This is a genomic window from Nocardia sp. NPDC005998, assembly GCF_040614395.1.
Classification (GTDB): domain Bacteria; phylum Actinomycetota; class Actinomycetes; order Mycobacteriales; family Mycobacteriaceae; genus Nocardia.
This window is the reverse complement of record NZ_JBEXUI010000003.1, coordinates 126,306-150,872: the sequence shown is the minus strand read 5'-3', so window position 1 is coordinate 150,872 and position 24,567 is coordinate 126,306. Positions and strand designations below refer to the sequence as shown.

22 protein-coding genes are annotated in these 24,567 nt (G+C 67.0%); 17 read left to right on the top strand and 5 right to left on the bottom strand.

Annotated elements, in window-relative coordinates:
* Positions 1-68 precede the first annotated feature (68 nt).
* A complete protein-coding gene (locus ABZ293_RS07130) occupies positions 69-1,301 on the top strand; it encodes an FAD-dependent oxidoreductase (protein ID WP_355178132.1) in 1,233 nt (410 codons plus the stop codon).
* 142 nt (positions 1,302-1,443) lie between these two features.
* Here the strand turns inward: ABZ293_RS07130 and ABZ293_RS07125 are convergent, their stop codons facing one another.
* Positions 1,444-2,412, bottom strand: a complete 969-nt coding sequence (locus ABZ293_RS07125) for a zinc-binding dehydrogenase (protein WP_355178130.1) — start codon at positions 2,410-2,412, stop codon at positions 1,444-1,446.
* An 84-nt stretch (positions 2,413-2,496) separates the two neighbouring features.
* On the opposite strand from ABZ293_RS07125, the gene ABZ293_RS07120 reads away from it, so the two are divergent.
* Complete coding sequence (locus ABZ293_RS07120) at positions 2,497-3,069, top strand: helix-turn-helix domain-containing protein (protein WP_355178128.1); 573 nt, start codon at positions 2,497-2,499, stop codon at positions 3,067-3,069.
* A gap of 20 nt (positions 3,070-3,089) precedes the next feature.
* On the opposite strand, the gene ABZ293_RS07115 is transcribed toward ABZ293_RS07120, so the two are convergent.
* Positions 3,090-3,809: an HD domain-containing protein gene (locus ABZ293_RS07115; protein WP_355178126.1), complete on the bottom strand. Its 720-nt coding sequence runs from the start codon at positions 3,807-3,809 to the stop codon at positions 3,090-3,092.
* Positions 3,810-3,948: 139 nt separating this feature from the next.
* Here ABZ293_RS07115 and ABZ293_RS07110 point away from each other — a divergent pair, with 139 nt between their 5' ends.
* Positions 3,949-4,806, top strand: a complete 858-nt coding sequence (locus ABZ293_RS07110) for a hypothetical protein (RefSeq protein ID WP_355178124.1) — start codon at positions 3,949-3,951, stop codon at positions 4,804-4,806.
* A gap of 41 nt (positions 4,807-4,847) precedes the next feature.
* On the opposite strand, the gene ABZ293_RS07105 is transcribed toward ABZ293_RS07110, so the two are convergent.
* From ABZ293_RS07105 to ABZ293_RS07095, 3 genes are read right to left on the bottom strand one after another with little or no spacing between them, the layout of a single operon-like run.
* The gene (locus ABZ293_RS07105) at positions 4,848-5,294 is read right to left on the bottom strand and encodes an SgcJ/EcaC family oxidoreductase (RefSeq protein WP_355178122.1); all 447 of its coding nucleotides are present in this window, start codon (positions 5,292-5,294) and stop codon (positions 4,848-4,850) included.
* Between the two features lie 58 nt (positions 5,295-5,352).
* The gene (locus ABZ293_RS07100) at positions 5,353-5,979 is read right to left on the bottom strand and encodes an alpha-ketoglutarate-dependent dioxygenase AlkB (RefSeq protein ID WP_355178120.1); all 627 of its coding nucleotides are present in this window, start codon (positions 5,977-5,979) and stop codon (positions 5,353-5,355) included.
* A gap of 55 nt (positions 5,980-6,034) precedes the next feature.
* Complete coding sequence (locus ABZ293_RS07095; RefSeq protein ID WP_355178118.1) at positions 6,035-6,589, bottom strand: helix-turn-helix domain-containing protein; 555 nt, start codon at positions 6,587-6,589, stop codon at positions 6,035-6,037.
* A gap of 105 nt (positions 6,590-6,694) precedes the next feature.
* Here ABZ293_RS07095 and ABZ293_RS07090 point away from each other — a divergent pair, with 105 nt between their 5' ends.
* The 14 genes from ABZ293_RS07090 (at position 6,695) to ABZ293_RS07025 (ending at position 24,527) form a co-directional block, all read left to right on the top strand.
* The gene (locus ABZ293_RS07090; protein ID WP_355178116.1) at positions 6,695-7,555 is read left to right on the top strand and encodes an SAM-dependent methyltransferase; all 861 of its coding nucleotides are present in this window, start codon (positions 6,695-6,697) and stop codon (positions 7,553-7,555) included.
* A gap of 193 nt (positions 7,556-7,748) precedes the next feature.
* On the top strand, positions 7,749-8,384 hold the full coding sequence (pyrR, locus tag ABZ293_RS07085; RefSeq protein WP_354950858.1) for a bifunctional pyr operon transcriptional regulator/uracil phosphoribosyltransferase PyrR: 636 nt from the start codon (positions 7,749-7,751) through the stop codon (positions 8,382-8,384).
* A gap of 73 nt (positions 8,385-8,457) precedes the next feature.
* Positions 8,458-9,414, top strand: a complete 957-nt coding sequence (locus ABZ293_RS07080) for an aspartate carbamoyltransferase catalytic subunit (RefSeq protein ID WP_355178114.1) — start codon at positions 8,458-8,460, stop codon at positions 9,412-9,414.
* Positions 9,411-10,709 (top strand): dihydroorotase, encoded by a 1,299-nt coding sequence (locus ABZ293_RS07075; protein ID WP_355178112.1) that lies wholly within the window; start codon positions 9,411-9,413, stop codon positions 10,707-10,709. The genes ABZ293_RS07080 and ABZ293_RS07075 overlap by 4 nt, the downstream gene beginning before the upstream one ends.
* Positions 10,710-11,204: a transporter gene (locus ABZ293_RS07070; protein ID WP_354950864.1), complete on the top strand. Its 495-nt coding sequence runs from the start codon at positions 10,710-10,712 to the stop codon at positions 11,202-11,204. It abuts the gene before it with no gap.
* 23 nt (positions 11,205-11,227) lie between these two features.
* Positions 11,228-12,367 (top strand): glutamine-hydrolyzing carbamoyl-phosphate synthase small subunit, encoded by a 1,140-nt coding sequence (gene carA / locus ABZ293_RS07065; protein ID WP_355178526.1) that lies wholly within the window; start codon positions 11,228-11,230, stop codon positions 12,365-12,367.
* Complete coding sequence (gene carB / locus ABZ293_RS07060; protein ID WP_355178110.1) at positions 12,367-15,675, top strand: carbamoyl-phosphate synthase large subunit; 3,309 nt, start codon at positions 12,367-12,369, stop codon at positions 15,673-15,675. The genes carA and carB overlap by 1 nt, the downstream gene beginning before the upstream one ends.
* 28 nt (positions 15,676-15,703) lie before the next feature.
* On the top strand, positions 15,704-16,528 hold the full coding sequence (gene pyrF, locus ABZ293_RS07055) for an orotidine-5'-phosphate decarboxylase (protein WP_355178108.1): 825 nt from the start codon (positions 15,704-15,706) through the stop codon (positions 16,526-16,528).
* 625 nt (positions 16,529-17,153) lie between these two features.
* Positions 17,154-17,471, top strand: coding sequence for an integration host factor, actinobacterial type (mihF, locus tag ABZ293_RS07050; protein WP_062993489.1), 318 nt, complete (start codon positions 17,154-17,156; stop codon positions 17,469-17,471).
* An 8-nt stretch (positions 17,472-17,479) separates the two neighbouring features.
* Positions 17,480-18,064: a guanylate kinase gene (gmk, locus tag ABZ293_RS07045; protein WP_355178106.1), complete on the top strand. Its 585-nt coding sequence runs from the start codon at positions 17,480-17,482 to the stop codon at positions 18,062-18,064.
* A 59-nt stretch (positions 18,065-18,123) separates the two neighbouring features.
* Positions 18,124-18,405 (top strand): DNA-directed RNA polymerase subunit omega, encoded by a 282-nt coding sequence (rpoZ, locus tag ABZ293_RS07040; protein ID WP_040692158.1) that lies wholly within the window; start codon positions 18,124-18,126, stop codon positions 18,403-18,405.
* A 51-nt stretch (positions 18,406-18,456) separates the two neighbouring features.
* A complete protein-coding gene (gene coaBC, locus ABZ293_RS07035) occupies positions 18,457-19,680 on the top strand; it encodes a bifunctional phosphopantothenoylcysteine decarboxylase/phosphopantothenate--cysteine ligase CoaBC (protein ID WP_354950876.1) in 1,224 nt (407 codons plus the stop codon).
* A gap of 286 nt (positions 19,681-19,966) precedes the next feature.
* The gene (gene metK, locus ABZ293_RS07030; RefSeq protein ID WP_354950878.1) at positions 19,967-21,181 is read left to right on the top strand and encodes a methionine adenosyltransferase; all 1,215 of its coding nucleotides are present in this window, start codon (positions 19,967-19,969) and stop codon (positions 21,179-21,181) included.
* A 76-nt stretch (positions 21,182-21,257) separates the two neighbouring features.
* Complete coding sequence (locus tag ABZ293_RS07025; RefSeq protein WP_355178524.1) at positions 21,258-24,527, top strand: hypothetical protein; 3,270 nt, start codon at positions 21,258-21,260, stop codon at positions 24,525-24,527.
* Positions 24,528-24,567: the final 40 nt, after the last annotated feature.

Sequence of the window (24,567 nt, the reverse complement as noted above, 5' to 3'; positions counted from 1 at the left end):
AGGGAACCGATACATCCGCGCCCGCGGAATGTCCGTCCGGCGCGCGCAAGCACGGAGGGAGGCCCCGCGTGGCCGAGCGCACGACGTGTCTGGTGGTCGGTGGCGGTCCGGCCGGAATGGTGCTCGGACTCCTACTCGCCCGCGCCGGTATCGACGTGACCGTCCTGGAGAAGCACAAGGACTTCCTGCGCGACTTCCGCGGCGACACCGTACATCCCACAACCCTGGACCTGCTGGATGAACTAGGGCTGGCGGAGGAATTCGCGAAACTCCCCGCGCGCAAACTGAATACGATCCAACTGCCGATCCGCGGTTCGGTGCAGGCCGTATTCAGCCTCGACCACCTGCCCGGCAAATACAAATACATCGCGATGGTGCCGCAGTGGGATCTGCTCGACCTGTTGGCGCGGGTGGCCGATAGCGAACCGACCTTCCTGCTGCGCATGAATACCGAGGCGACAGGGGTGATTCGGGAGGGTCACCGGATCGCCGGGGTCACCTACCGGACCCGCGACGGCGGCACCGGTGAGATCCGGGCCGATCTCACAGTGGCCTGCGATGGCCGCGACTCGGTGCTGCGGGCCGCGGCCGGGCTCCGGTCGCACCGCTGGCCGACGCCGATGGATGTGTGGTGGTTCCGCCTGCCACGCACCGATATCGACCCGGCCGGATTGCTTGCGCTGCTCAGCGCCGAACGCGCCGTGGTCATGCTGGACCGCGGCGACTACTGGCAGGTCGCCACCCTCATCGCCAAGGGCAGTGATGCGGTGGCCCGCCGCGGTCCCGTCGCCGATATCGTGCGCAGCATGGCCGACACCGCGCCGTGGCTGCGCGATCGGGTTGATGCGCTGCGGGACTGGGACGATGTGAAACTGCTCGAAGTGAAGTTGGATCGCCTGGACAAGTGGTACACCGACGGCCTGCTCTGTATCGGCGACGCCGCCCACGCGATGTCCCCGGCGGGGGGCGTGGGTATCAACCTCGCTGTCCAGGACGCCGTCGCCACCGCGAGAATCCTGGCCGCGCCATTGGTTTCGGGCACAGTGACAACCCATGACCTGGCCAAGGTGCAGCGCCGCCGCAGCATCCCGACATCCGTCACCCAGGGCATGCAACGATTTCTGCACGCCTTCGCGATTCGCCCCGCGCTATCCGGCCGTATCGATGTCGCCCATGCCGCCAAGGCCCCCTTAGCGGTGCGGGTACTGCGCCGAATCCCCGTGCTGCGGACCGTCCCCCCGTTCCTGATCGCCCGGGGCATCCTGCCTGAACATGCGCCCGCCTTCGCGCGGCGGCCCTGACGGCCCGTGTCAGCGGCATCGATTGGATGCATACAGCGCAATAGTGCATGCGGTGAATTCCATGGTCTCACGGGAAACATCAAAGGTCACAGTCGATTTCACGCACCTTTCCCGGCGATCGGTGCCCGCGAACCCGCCGGAATCAGGGCTGTAGGACGATCTTGCCGATGGGGGAGCGCTCCTCGATGAGCTGGTGTGCCTTGGCCGCCTGGTCGAGTGGTAGCACCGAATCGACACGGGGAGTGAGGGTTCCGGTGGCGGCTCGGTTCAGGACCGCGGGGCGGGCTCGCGCTACTTCGGCGAGCCAGTTCGGCCCGGCGCAACCGGTCAGGGTGAGGCCGCGGGTGATCAGATCCATGGCCGAGACCTGCGCGGGAGTGCCGGAAAGCCAACCATAGCTGAGCATTCGGCCACGCAGCGGGGTCATGGTATCGAGCAGGGCGAGGGCGCTGGCGCCGCCGATCGAATCGAAGACGACGTCCAGCGTTGTGCTGTCGAGGATTTCGGCCAGTCGGGTGGGCCAGTCCGCGGCGTTGTGGTCGATGACCTCATCGGCCCCCAATTCCTTGGCCCGTGTGCACTTTTCGGGACCACCCGCGGTTGCGATGACGCGCGCCGCGCCGCGCTCCTTGGCGAGCTGGGTGAGTGCACTACCGACTCCCGTTGCGGCGGCTTCGATCAGCACGGTTTCAGTGCCGGTGAGTGCCGCGGTCTCGAGTAGCGGCAGCGCCACCGAACCATTCATCAGGACCGCGACCGCATCGGCCGATGCCAGGCCGTCGGGGATCGGGGTAGCGGAAGACGCTGGCGCGGAGACGAATTCGGCGTAGGAGCCGAAGCCGACGGTATCCACCGCAACGCGTCGGCCGATCAATGCCGCATCGACCCCGGCTCCGGCCTCGATGACCACACCGGCGGCCTGGAAGCCGAAGACCACCGGTGGCTCGACCGGCATCGGGAACTCGCCCGAGCGCAGTTTGGTCTCCGGGAACAGCACCGGTACCGCCTCGGTGCGTATCACCAGCTCACCCGGGCCGGGATGCGGTGTCGGGACGTCCTGGGCGACCAGGACCTCGGGTCCGCCTACGCCCGTCATTACGATTGCCTGCATCGATAACTCCATAACTTGACTGTCGGTCCAGATGTTTCTGAAACAATATGGACCGACGGTCAACTTGTCAATGAAAGTGATGGAATGACCGACGAACGTCCGAGGGAACGCGCGGATGCCGCACGAAACCGGCAGGCGATACTGGCCGCGACCGCCGCGCTGCTTGCCGAACACGGTGCCGACGCGCTCACCATGGATCGGGTCGCGGCCGCCGCCGGGGTCGGCAAGGGCACGATCTTCCATCGCTTCGGCAATCGCGCCGGGTTGCTGCACGAACTGATAGCCGAGGGCACATTCGCACTGATGGATGCCGTGCGGACCGGACCGCCGCCGCTGGGACCGGGGGCGCCAGCCGGGGAGCGGCTGGTGGCCTTCTTCGAGGCATTCGTCCGATTGATGACCGACAACATCGAGTTGACGGTTGCCTACCTACAGGGCCCGCCGCATCCACAGGCCGCCGAGATCCACGAATTCTGGGACGCACATATCATCGCGCTACTGCGGGAGGCCCGCCCGGATCTGGATGCCGAGGTGGTGGGCAGGTTGCTGCTCGGTGCGTTGGGCGGTGAACAGGTGCCGCGGCTGGCGCGTGCGGGGGAGACCGATCGCCTGCTCGCGGCGGTTCGTCAACTGGTCGAATCGGTGGTGCGAGCGTAGCGACTGCTTGCAGGTAATGGTCAGCCCTGATCCCGCGCGAGGATCGCGTCGAAACGTTCGTCGGCGCTATCGAGCTGGTGCAGGATACGGCGTTTGACGTGCTCGGCAAGCGGTGTGTCCTGGCGGGTCACGAGTTCGCGATAGATATCGGTGAGCGGGCGGTATTTGGTGGCGAGTTTGCGCATTGCCGGACTGTCGGCATACAGGATGCCGACACCGTTATCGGTGAAATCGGAGAGTTTGACGATGCGAGCCCAGGGCGCGCGATCAAGATTGGCCGCGACGTGTTCCCGGTATTGCTCGTGCCGATCGACAGCCGGATCCGGTTCGGGATTGGTGACGGCGGCGACGAGTTCCGCGACACGGGCACCGAATCGCGCGGAAAGTTCGGCGAGTGCGGCATCGGTCGGTGCGCCGGGACGGGCTCCGGCCAGTTCCACGGGATGATCCTCGACCGAATCATGCAGCAGTCCGGCCGCGATGACGTCCGGGTCGCGCACCTCGTAATGGCTGACGATACGAATCGCGACGCGCAATAGGTGACTCAAATACGGTTCGCGCCCGTAGCGATCATCGCGATGCAGTTCGGTGGCCAGATCCAGCGCGGCGGTGAGACGCTCGGCGTCGGATAGTTCGGAGATTTCGAAAAGGAGTCGTTCACGCAGTCCGGATTCGCCGTAGACCTCGCTGATCGTATGTAGCGGCATCACGGCCAAAACCCCCGCCCCAGGATTGCTCATAACGCCAATCTATCGGGGCGGGCCGGTCGGCGCTGTGCTCTGGAACACTGTTCATCTCGATTGCCCGCGAAATAATCCGTTGCCGCTCGCGGACGGCCGTGGTCTCCTGGAACGCACGCGAGGCGGACTGGAGGTGAACGTGGCCGCGCAATACAAACGGCCGCGCCCGGGTTCGGCCACCGACAATTTGTTGAAACTGCATCGGCGCACCATGGTGCTCGATGGGCGCGTGTACACGGTGCTGAGCCTGCGCCCCGGCAGCGATTTCCGCTTCGCCACCAATCGTTTTCACGACACCTGGCATGTGCTCTCCGATTGGCGCGGTGCGCGGGTGCTCGCCCGGCTGCTGTGGGGGCTGGCCTATCAGCGACGGCCGGGCACGCTCGTGGTGATCGATCCGGCGCATCTGGATCCGAATCCGTTCGATGCCGCGCCCTCGGATCCGATTGTGCTGGTGCCTTCGGATCTGACCGTATTCACCCGCGCCGCAGCCATCGGCCTGCGCAGGCGGCTGCCGTTCCGCGATGGTTCGCAGGGGACCGTCCGCTGGCAGACCTTCGGACTGGACGCCGCGGTGGCCGAACTGCGGGAGTGGCGGGCGAAGGGGCCGGGGGAGCGGGACTGGAATTTCGTCGGTATCCCCACCGGATGGGAACGTGTCGATCGCATCGGCGGCCTGGTGACGATTTTCGGGGCAGCCGATCAGCTGCGTTCGTGGGGGACCATGCTCGCGACGCTCGGCACTTATGCGTACTACGGCATGGACTATGAGTACCTGGATGAAGACCGCAATGGTGAGGTGCAGATCTTCCGGCAGTACCGCCGGAATGTGAATGTCGCACGCCAGGCCCGCGCCGAGGTGCTGGCCCGACGGGGCGGGGGCGCGCCGACGGAGGAGGTCCAGCGGGCGATCTGGTCGCATGCCGCGGCCGTTCGCCGACGTCGTTTGCCGACTCCTGAACAACGCACTACCGCGGAACCGCTCGCGCCGAACTGATCATGCGAAGGGGCAGCGTCGCCGCTGCCCCTTCGCTGCGGCTATTTCGCCTGCGGAACCAGCGTGTTCTGCCTGGCCGCGGTCCACCACCGACCGTTCTCCTTCACCAGGACGTACAACGCGATCATGGCGTGATCGAGATCGATCAGTGCACCATCGGCGGTTGTCGCACGCGCGACCTTGTGCGCGATCGCGATATCGGGCCGCAGGAAGACAATGTCGGCGACGTCGTAACGGACGTACTGATCCTTCAGGAATCCCGCCAGTCCCTGTCGATTCGCCTCGAGCAGCGCATCTTTGCCGACCATGAGGGCGCCGACCGCATTGACCACCGCCGCATTGGCGGTGAAGTCGGCGGTCATCAAGTCGGCGTCATTGGTGTTGTACGCGGTCTGGACATTGGCGATGATCTGCTCGATCGCGGCGATATCGTCGGCGTGGTCGACCGTGTTGTCCTCGACCACCGGCTGAATTGTCTTTGCGCTCATGCAGATCAGCTTCTGATCTCAACCGTGGTTGAGGTCAACAAATCGTCGGCCGCGTCACTCAGCGGACGCCGCGCGGCCGGAATTGAATGCTGATCCGCGGGCCGGTCGGCTTGCGCGTCTTCGGTACCGCATGCTCCCAGGTGCGCTGGCACGAGCCGCCCATCACCAGCAGATCGCCGTGGCCGACCTGATATCGAATGCTCGCGCCGCCCCCGCGCGGTCGCAGCAGTAGCGCTCGCGGCGCACCGATCGAAACGATGGCCACCATGGTGTCGTCGGTCGCCCCGCGTCCGAAAGTATCGCCATGCCAGGCCACGCTGTCGCGCCCGTCGCGGTAGTAGCAGAGTCCCGCGGTGCGAAACGGCTCGCCGAGCTCGTCGCGGTAGTGCGCACTCAATGCTGCCCGCGCCTCGTCCAGTGACGGGTCCGGCAGCGTCGCACCCTCCTCGTAGAAGTGGAGCAGCCGCGGCACATCCACTACCCGGTCATACATCGGCCGCCGCTCCGCCTGCCACGGCACCCCGGCTACCAGCCGCTCGAACAGCACATCCGCCCCCGACAACCACCCGGGCAGCACATCCACCCATGCCCCATGGGTCAATATCGTCCGTCGAATGCCGGTAAGGCTTCCGACCTCGATCTCGCCGAATCCGTCGAGCAGCGATCCTTGCAGCGGTGTCGACATGCCGCCGAATCTACGCCGATTCGAACATATGTGCTAGCGAGAAACGGACATCAATTCAGTTCTTGGTGAGGATGTCCTTGGCGATATCGACGGCTTCGGCGTAGCACTCGTCATCGGTGAGCGGGAGATCGCCCATCATGGCGGTGCTCCAGCTGATGGCGAGGAGGGCTTCGCGGGCACGGAAGACGGCGAGGGCCGGGCGGTCGGCACCGGCCATGAGGTCGGCGAGGACGCGGAATTGGTAGCGCATGCTGGAACCGAAATCGAGCTGGCGGAAGGCAGGCTGGTTTTCGTGCCAGAAGCGCACCATCGGGCGGCCGATGCCGTGCAGGAGGGCGCCGTAGCGGGTGAGGATTTCATTGGCTCGATCCGGGCCGGATGGTGTGCTCTCGGCCCAGGTCACGATGTCGTCGATACCACGGCGCAGGTCGTCGGAGAGGCTGGCGACGATGTCTTCCTTGGTGCGGAAGTGGTAGTAGAGCGCGGCCTTGGTGACGCCGAGGCGGTCGGCGATCTCGCGCAGGGAGGTCTTCTCGTACCCGCGCTCGGAGAACAATTCCATTGCGACCGAACGAATTCGCTCGCGCGTATCGCTGCGACGTCCGTCCATGGCGTCCTTCCCATTTTTGCTTGACGACCGGCTAGTAGAAGCCTAGCGTCCTCGCTATATTCGGATTACTAGCCGGGCGGCAAGTAAACTATTAGGGAGGCAGCAATGACCGAAACGCATCCGAAGGTGCCGAGGGCAGGTGTGGCGTTGACCGCGATCGGAGTCGCGGTGATCCGAGCCAAGGAATCCGCGCGGCCGGACCGGCTGTACGACGATCCGTTCGCGCGGTTGTTCGTGGATGCCGCGCGAAGCGCCTATGACGACGTCGACGGGGGCACGGAGCGATGGGTGCGGCTCGAACAGGTCGCGGAGACGTTCTTCGAGGGCCGCACGGTCGGTGTCCGGCTCGTCGATGACCGGGTCGCCGCGGCGATCGAACAGGGGATACGCCAAATCGTGCTGATCGGCGCGGGTCTGGACACCAGAGCATTTCGCATGCCGCTGCCCGCCGATGTGCGAGTGTTCGAGATCGATCTGCCGGAGCTTTTCGCATTCAAGGAGCCGGTCCTCGCCGCGGCGCAGGCGGTACCGCGCTGCGAACGCGTGGTGCTGGCTACCGATTTGCGCGAGGACTGGGCAAAGTTGCTCGGTGAGTACGGGTTTCGGCGGGAACTGCCGACGCACTGGGTGGATGAGGGCGTCCTCGGCTATCTGACCCACGAATATGCACTGCACGTGGTCACCACACTGACCGAATTATCCGCTCCGGGAAGTCGTTTCGGCGTCAGCCGCTTCGCCGTCGACGAAAATGCCCGACCCTATACCGAACTCAAACGGCTGGTCCGTGGCGATGAGGGGGTGGACCGGCCGCGCACCGGCCTCGGGGCCGATGCCAGAACCTGGCTGGACGAACACGGCTGGCGCACCGAATTCCACAGCTGGGACGATATGGTCGCGGCCTTCGACCGGCCCGTGGCGTTGCACGATCCGGAGATCGGAGTCGTTGTCGCGGTGCGTGAGCCTTAACGGCGTCGATTGCGTCGCGCTGCCCGGAATGCCCGAAGGATCCGAAACGTGCGGGCGACCGGCGCACCGGGCTCGGGTGGCCCCGCTCACAGCGGGATATGCCTGGTTAAAGCCGGGTAATCGGCGCTGCTAGGCTGCATGCCGTAAGACATCCTTTAACGGACCGTCCGGTGAGGCGGGGAAGGAGGTCGGCATGGCCGTGCCCGAGGAACGGGCCGCCAAGTCCGGCGCTGCCGAAACGTCGCAGCGACACACCCCGGAGTGGGTGAGCGCGGGACGTGAGCTGTTGTCTCCTTCCGACGTCGGCCGGACCATCGCGCGCATCGCGCATCAGATCATCGAGAAGACCGCCCTGGATTCGGGCGAGCCGGACGTACCGCGCGTGGTGCTGATCGGCATTCCTACCCGCGGCACCACGCTCGCCGCGCGGCTCACCGACAAGATCGAGGAATTCTCCGGCGTACGCCCGGCACTGGGCTCGCTCGATATCACCCTCTATCGCGACGATCTGCGCAGCCGCCCGCACCGACCGCTAGAGCGCACCTCCGTCCCGGATGGCGGTATCGAAGACGCACTGGTCGTGCTGGTCGATGACGTGCTCTTCTCCGGCCGCACCGTTCGCTCCGCCCTCGACGGTCTGCGTGATCTCGGCCGCCCCCGCGCCGTCCAACTCGCGGTGCTCATCGACCGCGGGCATCGCGAACTCCCCATTCGCGCGGATTTCGTCGGCAAGAACGTGCCGACCTCCCGCAGCGAGGACATCTCTGTACTGCTCACCGAACACGACGGCCGCGACGGCGTCTACTTGCATCAGGAGGAAGCGCAGTGAACCGGCTCGCCGGACCCGACCCCGGCCTCGACCAGCGCATTCGCGGTCGTCGCGTGGTGCGGGAGGTGGCGGCGTGAAGCATCTGCTGACGGTGACCGACCTGAGCCGCGCCACTGCCACGGAACTGCTCGACGAGGCCGAACGCTTCGAACAGGCGCTGCTCGGTCGCGAGGTGAAGAAGCTGCCGACCCTGCGCGGCCGCACGGTGATGACCGTCTTCTATGAGAACTCGACGCGCACCCGGGTGTCCTTCGAGGTCGCGGGCAAGTGGATGAGCGCGGACGTGATCAATGTCAGCGCCAGCAGCTCGTCGGTCTCCAAGGGCGAATCGCTGCGTGACACCGCGCTCACCCTGCATGCCGCCGGTGCCGACGCGCTGATCGTCCGGCATCCCGCTTCCGGTGCCGCACACCAGATCGCGCGGTGGATGGATGCCTGGGCAGCGGCCGAGGGCCGCTCCGGTCCGGCGATCATCAATGCGGGTGACGGCACCCACCAGCACCCCACCCAGGCACTGCTCGACGCGCTGACCCTGCGGCAGCGTCTCGGCGATATCGAGGGCAAGCGCGTCGTCATCGTCGGCGATATTCTGCACAGCCGGGTCGCGCGCTCGAATGTGTTCCTGCTGAACACCCTCGGCGCAGAAGTGGTACTGGTCGCGCCGCGCACGCTGCTGCCGGTCGGCGCGGAAACCTGGCCAGCGCGGATCGCGCACAGCCTGGACGCCGAATTGCCCGGTGCGGATGCGGTGCTCATGCTGCGGGTGCAGCAGGAGCGGATGAACGGCGGATTCTTCCCGTCGACCCGCGAATACTCGGTCAACTACGGGCTGTCCGAGCGCAGGCTCGCGATGCTGGACGCGGACGCGGTGGTGCTGCATCCCGGCCCGATGCTGCGCGGTATGGAAATCGCCTCGCCCGTGGCGGATTCATCGCAGGCGGCGATCCTGCAACAGGTGACGAACGGAGTGCATATGCGGATGGCCGTGCTGTTCCGGCTGCTGGTCGGTACCCAGGAGGCTGCCGCATGAGTCTGCTGCTGAAGGGTGTTCGGCCGTACGGCGAGGGCGAGCCGGTCGACGTATTCGTGCGCGGCGGCATGATCGCCGCCATCGGCACCGATCTCGACACCGGCGAGGACACCGAGGTCATCGACGCGCAGGGCCAGATCTTGCTGCCCGGTTTCGTCGATCTGCACACCCATTTGCGCGAGCCGGGCCGCGAGGACACCGAGACCATCGAAACCGGTTCCGCCGCAGCGGCACTCGGCGGTTACACCGCGGTCTTCGCCATGGCCAATACCAATCCGGTGGCCGATTCGGTGGTCGTCACCGATCACGTGTGGCGGCGCGGCCAGGAGATCGGCCTGGTCGATGTGTATCCGGTGGGTGCGGTCACCGTCGGCCTGGAGGGCAAGCAACTCGCCGAAATGGGCACCATGGCCGCCGGAGTCGGCGCGGTGCGCATGTTCTCCGATGACGGCCACTGCGTCTACGACCCGCTGCTCATGCGCCGCGCGCTGGAGTACTCGAACTCGCTCGGCGTATTGATCGCCCAGCACGCTGAGGAGCCGCGCCTGACCAAGGGCGCTGTCGCACACGAAGGTCCGACCGCGGCCCGCCTCGGCCTGGCCGGTTGGCCGCGCGCCGCGGAGGAGTCGATCGTCGCGCGCGACGCATTGCTGGCCCGCGACGCCGGCGCCCGCGTGCACATCTGTCACGCCTCCACCGCTGGCACCGTCGAACTGGTGAAATGGGCCAAGGCGCAGGGCATTTCGATTACCGCCGAGGTCACCCCGCACCATCTGCTGCTCGACGATTCGCGCCTGGAGACCTACGACGCGGTCAATAAGGTGAACCCGCCGCTGCGCGAGGTCTCCGATACCGTCGCACTGCGGCAGGCGCTGGCCGAGGGGATTGTCGACTGCGTCGCCACCGACCATGCCCCGCATGCCGAACAGGACAAGTGCTGCGAATTCGCCGTCGCCCGCCCCGGCATGCTCGGCCTGGAGACCGCGCTGTCGATCATCGTGCAGACCATGGTCGAACCCGGCCTGCTGGACTGGCGCGGCGTCGCCCGGGTGATGAGCGAGCGTCCGGCCGAGATCGTCGGACTCGACGGGCACGGTCGCCCGATCGAGGTGGGCGAACCGGCCAATCTCACGCTGGTCGATCCGGATACGACCTGGACCGTGCGGGCCGCCGAGCTCGCCAGCATTTCGAACAACACGCCGTTCGACGATATGACGTTCCCGGCTCGGGTGACAACGACGTTGCTGCGAGGCCGGGTAACCGCCCGTGAGGGCAAGGCGGTGGGAGGTCCGTAAGTGGAAAGAACGCTGTGGGTGGTCGGGCTGCTCGTACTGTTCGCCCTGTGCATCTGGCTGATGTATCGCGGCTGGCAGAACCGCGCGGCACGCCAGGTGGCACGCATCGGCGAACTACCGCATGTGCCGGGTGATCTCGGCGCTCAGGTGCTCGAGCCGACCACCGGGCTGTATCTCGGCAGCACCATCGCGCCCAGCTGGCAGGACCGGATCACGGTGGGCGACTTGGGTTTCCGGGCCACGGCGGAACTTACGCGGTTCGAACGGGGGATTCTGCTCGAGCGCGACGGTGCGACGGTGCTCTGGATTCCGCAGGAATCCATTACGGCCGTGCGGACCGAACGCGGACATGCGGGCAAGGTAATGACGGAAGATGGAGTGCTGGTAATTCGCTGGAAGCTACCGACCGGAACCGAGATAGATACCGGTTTCCGAGGTGACGACAAGACGGTGTACCCGGCGTGGGCCAGGGCGATGACGGGAGACGACGAATGAATGCAGGATCGCGGAGCGATTCGATGGGGGGCGGCGGCCGGGCGGCGGGAGGGCAAGAACAGGCAGCTTTGGTGCTCGAGGACGGCCGGGTTTTCCGTGGCACGGCCTTCGGCGCAGTTGGCGAAACACTCGGTGAGGCGGTGTTCTGCACCGCGATGACCGGGTACCAGGAGACCCTCACCGACCCCAGCTACCACCGCCAGATCGTGGTGGCCGCGGCCCCGCAGATCGGCAATACCGGCTGGAACGACGAGGACGACGAATCCGCCAAGATCTGGGTCGCCGGATACGCGGTCCGCGACGCCTCGCGGGTCGCGTCGAACTGGCGCTCCACCGGCACCCTGCAGGACCAGCTGGACCGCCAGCACGTCGTCGGCATTGCGGGCATCGACACCCGCGCGCTGGTGCGCCACCTGCGCACCCGCGGTTCGATGAAGGCGGGCATCTTCTCCGGCGCGGCGCTCGCCGACGCCGATGAATTGCTGGCCCGCGTCAACGGCCAGCCCTCGATGCTCGGCGCCGACCTGGCCGAAGAGGTCAGCACCGACGCGCTGTACACGATCGAACCGAGCGGTGACCGGTGCTTCACCGTGGTTGCGGTCGATCTCGGCATCAAGACCAACACGCCGCGCATGTTCGCCCAGCGCGGCATGCGGGTGCATGTGGTGCCCTCGACCGTCACCCTGGACCAGATCCGGGAGCTGAAGCCAGACGGCGTCTTCCTGTCCAACGGTCCCGGTGACCCGGCGACCCAGGACGGTGCGGTCGCGATCACCCAGGGGGTGCTGGAGCAGGGCCTGCCGCTATTCGGCATCTGCTTCGGCAACCAGATCCTCGGCCGCGCCCTCGGCCGCAAGACCTACAAGATGAAGTTCGGCCACCGCGGTATCAATATCCCGGTTGTCGAGCACGAGACCGGGCGGATCTCGATCACCGCGCAGAACCACGGCTTCGCACTGGAAGGTGAGCAGGGCGAGCAGTTCGACACCCCGTTCGGCAAGGCCGAGGTCAGCCACATCTGCGCCAATGACGGCACCGTCGAGGGCGTCCGCCTGGTGAACGGCCGCGCGTTCTCGGTGCAGTACCACCCGGAGGCCGCCGCCGGACCCCATGACGCCGCCTATCTCTTCGACCGTTTCGCCGGTCTCATGGAAGGAGCCTGATGCCTCGCCGCGAGGATCTGAAGCACATCCTGGTGATCGGCTCTGGCCCGATCGTCATCGGCCAGGCGTGCGAATTCGACTACTCCGGCACCCAGGCGTGCCGGGTGCTGCGGGCCGAGGGCTTGCGGGTATCGCTGGTGAACTCCAACCCGGCGACCATCATGACCGACCCGGAATTCGCCGATTCCACCTACGTGGAGCCGATTACGCCGGAGTTCGTCGAGAAGGTCATCGAAAAGGAGCGCCCCGATGCCATTCTCGCCACCCTGGGCGGGCAGACCGCGCTGAACACGGCCGTCGCCCTGCACGAACGCGGTGTGCTGCAGAAGTACAACGTCGAGCTGATCGGCGCCGACTTCGAGGCCATCCAGCGCGGTGAGGACCGGCAGAAGTTCAAGGACATCGTCGCCAAGGTCGGCGGCGAGAGCGCGCGTTCCCGGGTCTGCCACACCATGGAAGAGGTCCGCGACACCGTTGCGGAACTGGGCTTTCCGGTGGTCGTGCGGCCGTCGTTCACGATGGGCGGCCTCGGCTCGGGCATGGCCTACAACCATGAGGACCTCGATCGCATCGCGGGCGGCGGACTGGCCGCCTCGCCCACCGCGAATGTGCTCATCGAGGAATCCATCCTGGGCTGGAAGGAATACGAGCTCGAGCTGATGCGCGACGGCCGCGACAATGTCGTGGTGGTCTGCTCGATCGAGAATGTGGACCCGATGGGCGTGCACACCGGTGACTCGGTCACCGTCGCCCCCGCCATGACCCTCACCGACCGCGAATACCAGCGGCTGCGTGACCTCGGCATCGACATTCTGCGCGAGGTCGGCGTCGACACCGGCGGCTGCAATATCCAGTTCGCGGTGAACCCGGCCGACGGGCGCCTGATCGTCATCGAGATGAACCCGCGGGTCTCGCGCTCGTCCGCATTGGCTTCCAAGGCAACGGGTTTCCCGATCGCCAAGATCGCGGCCAAGCTGGCCATCGGCTACACCCTGGACGAGATCGTCAACGACATCACCAAGGAAACCCCGGCCTGTTTCGAGCCGACCCTGGACTATGTGGTCGTCAAGGCACCGCGGTTCGCGTTCGAGAAGTTCCCGGGTGCCGATGCCACGCTGACCACCACCATGAAGTCGGTCGGCGAGGCCATGTCGCTGGGCCGCAACTTTGCCGAGGCGCTCGGTAAGGTGCTGCGCTCGCTGGAGACCAAGGCCGCGGGCTTCTGGACCCAGGACGACGGCAAGTGGACCGATATCGAAGCCGTCTTGGAAGACCTGCGCACCCCGACCGAGGGACGCATCTACCAGGTCGAGCGTGCGCTGCGGCTGGGGGCCAGCATCGCGGACGTCGCCAAGGCTTCCGGTATCGACCCCTGGTTCGTCGCGGAAGTGGCCGGGCTCGTGGAGCTGCGCCGGGAGGTCATCGACGCACCAGTGCTCGACGAAGCGCTGCTGCGCCGCGCCAAGCACTACGGCCTCTCCGATCGCCAGATCGCCGCGCTGCGACCGGAATTGGCGGGCGAGACCGGCGTGCGCGCCCTGCGTCACCGGCTCGATATCCGTCCGGTCTTCAAGACCGTCGACACCTGCGCCGCCGAATTCGAGGCCAAGACGCCCTACCACTACTCGACCTACGAACTCGACCCCGCCACCGAGTCCGAGGTCGCGCCCCAGCGCGAGCGCGAGAAGGTGATCATCCTCGGTTCGGGCCCGAACCGCATCGGTCAGGGCATCGAGTTCGACTACTCGTGTGTCCACGCGGCGCAGACGCTGTCGCAGGCCGGGTACGAGACAGTGATGGTCAACTGCAATCCGGAGACCGTCTCCACCGACTACGACACCGCCGATCGGCTCTACTTCGAGCCGCTGACCTTCGAGGACGTGCTCGAGGTCTACCACGCCGAAACCGAGTCCGGCACCGTCGCCGGTGTAATCGTGCAGCTCGGCGGGCAGACCCCGCTCGGGCTGGCGCAGCGCCTCACCGACGCCGGTGTGCCGGTGGTCGGCACCAGTGCCGCCGCCATCGACCTGGCCGAGGACCGAGGCGAATTCGGCGATGTGCTGGTCGCCGCGGGTCTGCCCGCGCCGAAGTACGGCACCGCGACCACCTTCGCGCAGGCCAAGAAGATCGCCGCAAGCATCGGCTACCCGGTGCTGGTGCGCCCGTCCTATGTGCTCGGCGGGCGTGGCATGGAGATCGTCTACGACGAGGCCTCGCTGGAGGGCTACATCTCCAGGGCCACCGAGCTCAGCCCGGAACATCCGGTGCTGGTCGATCGCTTCCTGGAAGACGCCATCGAGATCGATGTCGACGCGCTCTGCGACGGTGACGAGGTCTACCTCGGCGGTGTGATGGAGCACATCGAAGAGGCGGGCATCCACTCCGGCGACTCCGCCTGTGCGCTGCCGCCGATCACCTTGGGCCGCAGCGATATCGAGGCGGTGCGTCGCTCCACCATTGCGCTTGCCAAGGGCATCGGCGTCAAGGGCCTGCTCAATGTGCAGTACGCGCTCAAGGACGATGTGCTCTACGTGCTCGAGGCGAATCCGCGGGCGAGCCGGACGGTTCCGTTCGTATCCAAGGCCACGGCGGTGCCGCTGGCCAAGGCGGCCGCGCGGATCACCATGGGCGCGACCATCGCCGAACTTCGCAAGGAGGGCATGCTGCCCGCCGAGGGCGATGGCGGCCACGTGCCGCTCGACGCGCCGGTCGCGGTCAAGGAAGCGGTACTGCCGTTCCACCGGTTCCGCAAGGCCGACGGCAGCGGTGTGGATTCGCTGCTCTCGCCCGAAATGAAGTCCACCGGTGAGGTCATGGGCATCGACGCCGATTTCGGCACCGCCTTCGCCAAGAGCCAGTCCGCGGCCTACGGTTCGCTGCCGACCGAGGGCACCGTCTTCGTCTCGATCGCCAACCGGGACAAGCGCGCGATGGTGTTCCCGGTCAAGCGCCTCAACGATCTCGGCTTCCGGATCCTGGCCACCGAGGGCACGGCGGAAATGCTGCGCCGCAACGGAATTCCCTGCGAACAGGTGCGCAAGCACTCCGAGGACGGTCCGGCGGACCAGCCGACCATTGTGGAGCAGATCCGCGACGGTGAGGTCGACATGGTGTTCAACACCCCCTACGGCAACTCCGGGCCGCGCGTGGACGGCTACGAGATCCGCACCGCTGCGGTGGGCGTGAACATCCCGTGCATCACCACGGTGCAGGGTGCGGCCGCCGCGGTGCAGGGCATCGAGGCGAGTATCAACGGCGGCATCGGGGTGCGCTCACTGCAGGAACTGCATTCGGTGCTGCGTGGCTGAGGCGGCGACGGACGAGGGAGGTGCGGCGATGAAGACATTCGGTGCCCGATTGCAGCACGCCATGCGGCATTTCGGGCCACTGTGCGTCGGCATCGATCCGCATCCCGGCCTGCTCGAGTCCTGGGGCCTCACCGACGATGTCGACGGTGTCGAGAAGTTCGCCGAGATCTGCGTCGAGGCCTTCGACGGTGAGGTCGCGCTGATCAAACCGCAGGTCGCCTTTTTCGAGGCCTACGGTTCCGGTGGCATTGCGGTGCTGGAGCGCACCATCGAGGTGCTGCGCGCCTCGGGCACCCTGGTGCTTGCCGACGCCAAACGCGGCGATATCGGCTCCACCATGGCCGCCTACGCGCGCACCTGGCTCGCCGACGGCCCGCTCGGATCGGATGCGGTGACGGTCTCGCCGTATCTCGGATTCGGTTCCCTCGCACCGGCTTTGACGCAGGCGCAGGCGAACGGCCGCGGTGTCTTCGTGCTCGCCGCCACCTCGAACCCCGAGGGTGCGCAGGTGCAACGGGCGCTGGCGGCGGACGGTCGCACGGTGGCGCAGACGATGGTCGACGCGGCGGCGCAGTGCAATGCGGGTCCGGAGTTCGGATCGGTTGGCATCGTGCTCGGAGCCACACTCACCGAGGCGCCGGACCTCGCGGCGCTCAACGGTCCGATCCTGATGCCGGGCGTGGGCGCGCAGGGCGGCGGCCCGGAAACCGTGCGTGGGCTGGTCTCGGATCAGCAGCTGCACGCGGTTGTGCCGAATGCCTCGCGCGAGGTGCTGCGCCACGGCCCGTCCGTATCGGCACTGCGTGCCAAGGTGAGCGCATTGCAGGAGGAGTTCGCCTTCCTGCGGCGATAACGCGGCGATGATGACGGTGGACCGGCGCTTCGGCGTCGGTCCATTCTGCGTTTCCGGGGTGGGGGGTGTCGGCCGAGCGGGGATGACGTGTCATATCGAACAGCTGTGCGCCCCGCTGCGCCGTTTTTCCCGCCATCTGGCACACCGATGGCCGACCCGGCGTTCTGATCGATCACGGGCCGCGCTGGCACGGCACAGAGTGCCGCTCATGCCCACCGTGCCACCCTTCGAGCGATCGCCGGTAGGGCCGGAAGACTCGAAATCGGTCGATTCGCGCGTCCGACACGCGCAAGAACAACGCGACACGCGGAAAAATCCGAGAAACTTCCAGGTCGGACGAGCGACCGGTTGCTGGCGCGGTGCGGGTTGTCGCCGCTATCGCTCCGCTAACCGAATGAATCTATGAAAAACCCCTGCTCGTGGGGCATTTCGAGCTTTCGGCGGTAGGATCACCGCAGCGATCGACGCGCTGTGCGCATCCCGCCGCGCCCACCCCTACGATATCGGCGAATCATGCGCTGACCTGGGGGGTGGGTTCGCAATCGAGGAACGTCGTGGGTACGGTCGCTGGGACTGCTGGGTTACCGGCAGGAGTTGATGCAATGAACGATGAGACGGAGGAACCGTGGCCCTTCCCCAGCTGACTGACGAGCAGCGCGCCGCTGCTTTGGAGAAGGCGGCTGCCGCTCGCCGTGCTCGGGCGGAGCTCAAGGAGCGCCTGAAGCGTGGCGGCACCGACCTGAAGCAGGTCCTCACCGATGCCGAGACCGACGAGATCCTCGGCAAGATGAAGGTGTCGGCTCTGCTGGAGGCCCTGCCCAAGGTGGGCAAGGTCAAGGCGGCGGAGATCATGAGCGAGCTGGAGATCGCCCCCACCCGGCGGCTGCGCGGACTGGGTGATCGGCAGCGCAAGGCGCTGCTCGCCCGATTCGACTTCGCCTGACCACCAAGGTGGTCGAAAACACGCGGAAGGGTCGACTGGTTGTACTGGTCGGCCCCTCGGCCGTGGGTAAGTCGACCGTGGTCCGTTGCGTCCGCGAGCGACTTCCCCAACTGGTCTTCAGCGTGTCGGCGACAACCCGGGCCCCGCGGCCCGGGGAGGTCGACGGCCGCGACTACCGGTTCGTGTCCCGGCAGGAGTTCGACGCCATGATCGAGGCGGGCGAACTTCTCGAGTGGGCCGATATCCACGGGGGACTTCAGCGCTCCGGCACCCCGGCCGAACCGGTGCGTACCGCAATGGCGGCCGGTCTGCCGGTGCTCGTCGAGGTGGACCTCGAGGGTGCGCGGTCGGTGCGCAAGGCCATCCCGGAGGCGCTGCTGGTCTTCCTCGCCCCGCCCAGCTGGGACGAATTGGTATCCCGGCTGACCTCGCGCGGTACCGAATCGCCCGAGGTGATCGCACGCAGGTTGGATACCGCCAGGACCGAATTGGCGGCCTGTGACGAGTTCGACATCGTCATAGTGAACGACGAGGTGACCAGCGCCTGTGAGCAGTTGGTATCGTTGTTCGTTAGCACAAATTCGAGTTCGTGACAGGCACACGCTCGAAATAACCCAGCCCGAAGAACCGATCCCCGCAGGAGCCCACACAAGTGAGCAGTACGGACATCAAGCCCGCGCCCGCATACGACACTCCGGTCGGCCTCACCAACCCGCCGATCGACGAGTTGCTGGAGCGCACCTCGTCCAAGTACGCGCTGGTGATCTACGCGGCCAAGCGGGCCCGCCAGATCAATGACTACTACAACCAGCTCGGCGACGGCATTCTCGAGTACGTCGGTCCGCTGGTCGAGCCGGGTCTGCAGGAAAAGCCGCTCTCGGTCGCAATGCGGGAAATCCACTCCGACCTGCTCGAGCACTCCGAAGGCGAATAGCAGGCTCGTCGAACTCCCCGCTCAGGCGGGGATCAGCCCACCGGAGGGGTAGTGACCACACGGATCGTCGTCGGCGTCGGCGGCGGAATCGCCGCTTATAAGGCTTGCTCGATCGTGCGCCGGTTCACCGAAACCGGGCACCAGGTGCGGGTGATCCCCACCGAGTCGGCGCTGCAGTTCGTCGGCAAGGCAACGTTCGAGGCACTGTCCGGGAACCCGGTGCACACCGATGTGTTCACCGATGTACCCGAGGTGCCGCATGTGCGGTTGGGCCAGGAGGCGGACCTGGTGGTCATCGCCCCGGCGACCGCCGATCTGATGGCGCGGGCCGCGCACGGCCGCGCCGACGATCTACTCACCGCCACGCTGCTCACGGCCCGATGTCCGGTGTTGTTCGCGCCCGCGATGCATACCGAGATGTGGGAGCATCCGGCCACCGTCGCCAATGTGGCGGCGCTGCGCTCGCACGGTGCGATCGTCATGGAACCCGCGTCGGGCCGGTTGACCGGCGCCGACACGGGTCCCGGCCGGTTGCCCGAGCCCGAGGAGATCTTCGGGCTCGCGACGCTGCTGCTGGAACGCGCCGACGCCATCCCGCGTGATCTGGTGGGCCGCCGCGTGGTCATCACCGCGGGCGGAACCAGAGAACCGCTGGATCCGGTGCGTTTCCTGGGCAATCGCAGCTCCGGCAAGCAGGGCTACGCGCTGGCGCGGGTCGCCGCGCAGCGCGGTGCCCACGTGACGTTGATCGCGGGCAATACGATCGAGATGGCCGCACCCGCCGCCGTCGATCTGGTGCACATCACCACCGCTGAACAGCTCAAGACCGCCGTCGAGAAGCATGCGCTCGGTGCGGACGCGGTGATCATGGCCGCCGCCGTCGCCGATTTCCGGCCGACAACGGTGGCCGCGGCCAAGATCAAAAAGGGTGCACACGAGCCCGATGTGATCCCGCTGACCAAGACCGACGATATTCTCGCCGGGCTGGTCCAGGCGCGCCGCGATGGTCAACTGCCCGGAACCGCGATCGTCGGCTTCGCCGCCGAGACCGGTGACGAGCACGGCGATGTGCTCACGCACGCGCGAGCCAAACTGGCACGTAAAGGCTGCGATCTGCTGGTCGTCAACGCCGTCGGCGAAGGCAAGGCGTTCGAGGTCGACACCAACGACGGCTGGCTACTCGGCGCCGACGGCACCGAACAGGCGCTCGATCACGGGTCGAAGGCGTTGCTCGCCAGCCGGGTGCTGGACGCGCTCGGTCCGCTGCTGCGCTGAAATCCGGTGCGGTGCTTGGAAATACATGCACCGAAAACATTTGGTGGAAGCGCCGCCGATGCATGGTTAGGCTGGTGGTCGACCGCAACCCGGACTGGTCGACGTGTTGGAGGCTGGAGCCCCGGCCCGACACGTTGACGGATTCAATAGTCTGAGACAGTTGCCTGTCGTCTGCTCCATCGTGTCGGTGGTTTGGAATAGTCTGAGATGAAGGATTGTGTGGTGGACGCATCGCGTTACCGTCGCAATTCGATACGAGTAACCCGTTGAGGGAGAGGGAAGAACTGTGCCCACGTCTGGCAGCCGCCTTTTCACCAGTGAGTCCGTGACCGAAGGTCATCCGGACAAGATCTGTGACGCCATCAGCGATTCCATCCTCGACGCCCTGCTCGCGGAAGACCCGCGTAGCCGGGTCGCGGTGGAGACCCTCGTGACCACCGGTCAGGTCCACGTCGCGGGTGAGGTCACTACTTCGGCCTATGCGGATATTCCCAAAATCGTCCGTGAAAAGGTCCTGGAAATCGGATACGACTCGTCCGCCAAGGGTTTCGACGGCAATTCCTGCGGTGTGAATATCGCGATCGGCGCGCAGTCGCCGGATATCGCGCAGGGCGTGGACACCTCGCACGAGGCGCGCACTGCCGGATCTCATGACGAGATCGAGCGACAGGGCGCCGGTGACCAGGGCCTGATGTTCGGCTACGCCAACACCGACACCCCCGAGCTGATGCCGCTGCCGATCGCGCTCGCGCACCGCCTCTCGCGTCGGCTGACCGAGGTTCGCAAGTCCGGCGTGCTGCCGTACCTGCGTCCCGACGGCAAGACTCAGGTCACCATCGAATATGACGGCGACCGCCCGGTCCGCCTGGATACGGTCGTGATCTCCACCCAGCACGCCGCCGATATCGACCTGGACAACCTCCTGGCACCCGATATCCGCGAGAAGGTCGTCGACGCGGTGCTCGCCGATCTCGACCTGCCCGCGCCGCTGGATGTCTCCAATATTCGTCTGCTGGTGAACCCCACCGGCAAGTTCGTGCTCGGCGGTCCGATGGGTGATGCCGGTCTGACCGGTCGCAAGATCATCGTCGACACCTACGGTGGCATGGCCCGCCACGGTGGCGGCGCGTTCTCCGGTAAGGATCCGTCGAAGGTGGACCGCTCGGCCGCCTACGCCATGCGCTGGGTTGCCAAGAATGTCGTCGCGGCCGGACTTTCCGACCGGGTCGAGGTTCAGGTCGCCTACGCCATCGGTAAGGCCGCACCGGTGGGTCTGTTCGTCGAGACCTTCGGCACCGAGAAGGTCGACCCGGCGCGCATTGCCACGGCCATCACCGAGGTCTTCGACCTGCGGCCCGGCGCGATCATTCGCGATTTGGATCTGCTGCGGCCGATCTACGCGCCGACCGCCGCGTACGGCCACTTCGGCCGCACCGACATCGACCTGCCCTGGGAGCACACCGACCGCGCCGACAAGTTGCGCGCGGCTGTAGGACTGTAGGCACATCGGGGTCCGCGTGCACGAACCCACAGCGGACCTCTCCGCCATGGCTTCCGCCGACGCCGGTGCCGCGGTCATGGCAACGCACGATTCGACAACAGCGGGACATCCGATCGCACGGGTGCTCCCGCTGTTGTCGCCTGCGCACCTGGACCGCGACTTCGACTACCTGGTGCCCCCGGAACTGGACGAACTCGCCCAACCCGGCGTTCGGGTCCGCGTCCGCTTCGCGGGCCGCCTCGTCGACGGCTACATCCTGGCCCGCCTGTCGCACAGCGACCACACCGGGAAAATGGTCAAACTCGAACGCGTGGTCTCCGCCGAACGCGTCTTGACCCCGGAAATCCTTCGGCTGGCCACCTCGGTAGCCGCCCGCTACGCGGGCACCCGCGCCGACGTCCTGCGCCTCGCCATCCCGCCCCGCCATGCGCGCACCGAGAACGGCGGCCCGAAGAAGTCAGCCGAATCCAAAGAGCCGCAGCAGGATTCGGCCACGCCTCCGCGTCGAGCCGCCAAATCCGGCACCTTGCGCGCGCCGTTGGACAGCGAACTCGTCGACGATCCCGCCGCGGAACCGACTGCCGCCGTCCCCGATGCGGCATCCGCCGCTGCCCGACGCGACGCACCGTTGGCTGCCGACCCGCAACGGGCGGGTTCGGGGTCACCAGAGGCGGCCGGGACCGACTCCGCCCCCTCCGTCGTTGGAGTAGACGCACCAGCCACCGTCACTGATTCACTCGATGCGACGCCGAAGGCTGACGGCGGAGGTGCATCAGCGGGTGCGATCGATTCCGCTGCGGCGGTGAATGCGGTAGCGGCGCTGACTGATTCGCCAGATGCACCCGCGAGCGGCTTAGCACCAGGGGCGCCGAGGACCGACTCTGGCGTGACGGTAGATGCCGCAGCGGCGGTCGGTGATTCCTTCGATGCGCGGCCAATGGGTGACACAGTGGGCGCGCGGGCGGATGTGAGCGAGCCCGTTACGCAGGTAAATGTGGTGGCAGCGCAGGCTGGTTCGCCGGATGCACCGGCACTCGGGGCGGCGGGGACCGACTCTGCCGAAGAGGTGGATGCTGCAGTGGGGGTATGTGATTCATTCGAAGGGCGGTCGGCGGCCGACGCTGGAGGTGTATCGGCGAATGCGAGCGATTCCGCTGCATTGGTGAATGCGGTAGTGGCGCTGGCCGGTTCGCCGGTTGTACCGGTGAGCGGCCCAGCATCTGGGGTGGCGGCGGTCGACTCTGCTGCCGAGGCTGCGGGGGTAGATGCTGCAGTGGGGGTTGGTGATTCATTCGAAGGGCGGTCGGCGGCCGACGGAGAAGGTGCACAGGCGGATGTGAGTGAGTCCGTTGCGGTGGTGAATGTGGTGGCGGCGCTGGCTGATTCGCCGGATGCTCCAGTGGCGGGCGGACCGGTGTCCGGGGTGGCAGGGACTGACTCTGCCGACTCCGCGGTGCGGGTGGATTCCGCGGCTGTGGTCGCGGAATCGTTCGATGCGTCGCTGGAGGCTGACGCTGTAGGTGCGGCGGCGGATGGGGTCGAGCCCGCCATGCCGGTGAATGCGGTAGTGGCGGTGACCGATTCGGCGGATGCACCGGTGGCGGGCGGCGGGAAGGCATCCGGCGCGCACCGTCCGTCCGATACAGCGGTGGGCACAACCGTGGGGGGCAGTGTGGAACCGGATGTGCAGGGTGCTGGTGCGCGCCGCGAATCGGGGGGAGTGTCCGGGGCTGTTGCGGTGAATCTGGATGCGTGGGAGCGGTATGTCCACGGGAGGGCGTTTGTCGGTGCGCTGGGGCAGGGGAAGGGGGTGCGGGCGGGGTGGCAGGCGGTGCCGGGGGAGGATTGGGCGCGGCGGTTGGCGGAGTTGGCCGCGGTGGTCGCGGGGCGGGGGCGCAGTGCGATTCTGATGGTGCCGGATCAGCGGGATCTGGATCGGGTGTTGGCGGAGTGTGTTCGGCTGGTGGGGGATTCGGCGGTCGGATTGGCGGCGGGGTTGGGTCCGGCGGCGCGGTATCGGCGGTGGCTGGCTGCATTGCGGGGGAGCGCGCGGGTAATTGTCGGGACCCGGAGTGCGGTCTTCGCGCCCGCTCATGATCTGGGGTTGATCGCGATCTGGGATGACGGTGACGACACCTATGCCGAGCCGCGTGCGCCGTATCCGCATGCGCGAGAGGTCGCGATGCTGCGGGCGCATGAGACCGGGGCGGCATTCGTTGCGGGGGGATTTGCGCGGACGGCGGAGATCCAGGCCGTGGTGGACTCGGAGTGGGCGCACGATCTGATCGCCGATCGTGCCGTGGTGCGCAAGCTTTCGCCGCGGATCAGTGCACCGGGTGACTCCGATATCGCGATGGAGCGCGATCCCGTCGCGCGGGCCGTTCGCATTCCCGCGGTGGGATATGCCGCCGCGCGATCGGCGCTGAAGGAGGGGGCGGCGGTCCTGGTGCAGGTGCCGCGGCGCGGGTACATTCCGGCGCTCGCCTGTGCGAAATGCCGTACGCCCGCACGATGTCGGCACTGCAACGGCCCACTTGCCCTGCCGGATGGGCGAGCCGGGCATCGCGGCGAGACCGCGCACAGTCCGGCATGCCGGTGGTGCGGTATCACCGAGGCCGCGTTCCGTTGTCCCGCTTGCGCTTCCAGGGCGCTGCGCGCGGTGGTGATCGGCGCGGCGCGCACCGCTGAGGAACTCGGTCGCGCCTTTCCCGGCGTGCCGATTCGCGGATCCAGTGGCGGCGCAATCCTCGATACGGTGGAACCGGGTCCGCAGGTGATCGTCGCGACCGTCGGCGCCGAACCGGTGCTGCCCGGTGGCTACGGTGTTGCGCTGCTGCTCGACGGCTGGGCCCTGCTCAGCCGCGCGGACCTGCGCGCCGCCGAGGACGCGCTGCGCCGGTGGATGTCGGCAGCGGCCCTGGTCCGCAACCACGGCCAGGTCATCGTCATGGCCGAACCCTCGCTGCCGACCGTGCAGGCATTGCTGCGCTGGGATCCGGTCGGCCATGCCCGTGCCGAGGTGGCGAGCCGCGCCGAGGTCGGCTTCCCACCCGCGGTCCGCATGGCCGCCATCGACGGCACTTCCGACTCGATTGCCGAACTGCTCTCGGCCGCAAAGCTTCCGGATAGCGTCGACCGCCTCGGCCCGGTGCCACTCCCGCCCGGCGCCCGCAAACCCTTCGACAGCGGCGATTCTCCTGCCGAAGTCGAGCGCATGCTGCTGCGCGTCAACCGCGCCTCGGGTGCCGCCCTCGCCCGCGCCCTCACCGCCGCCCAGGCCATCCGCAGCACCCACCGCTCCGACGCCCCCCTCCGCGTCCAAATCGACCCGGTCGACATCGGCTGACACTCGCCCGCCATTTGCTGCGCGAACTGTCGCCGGCGTG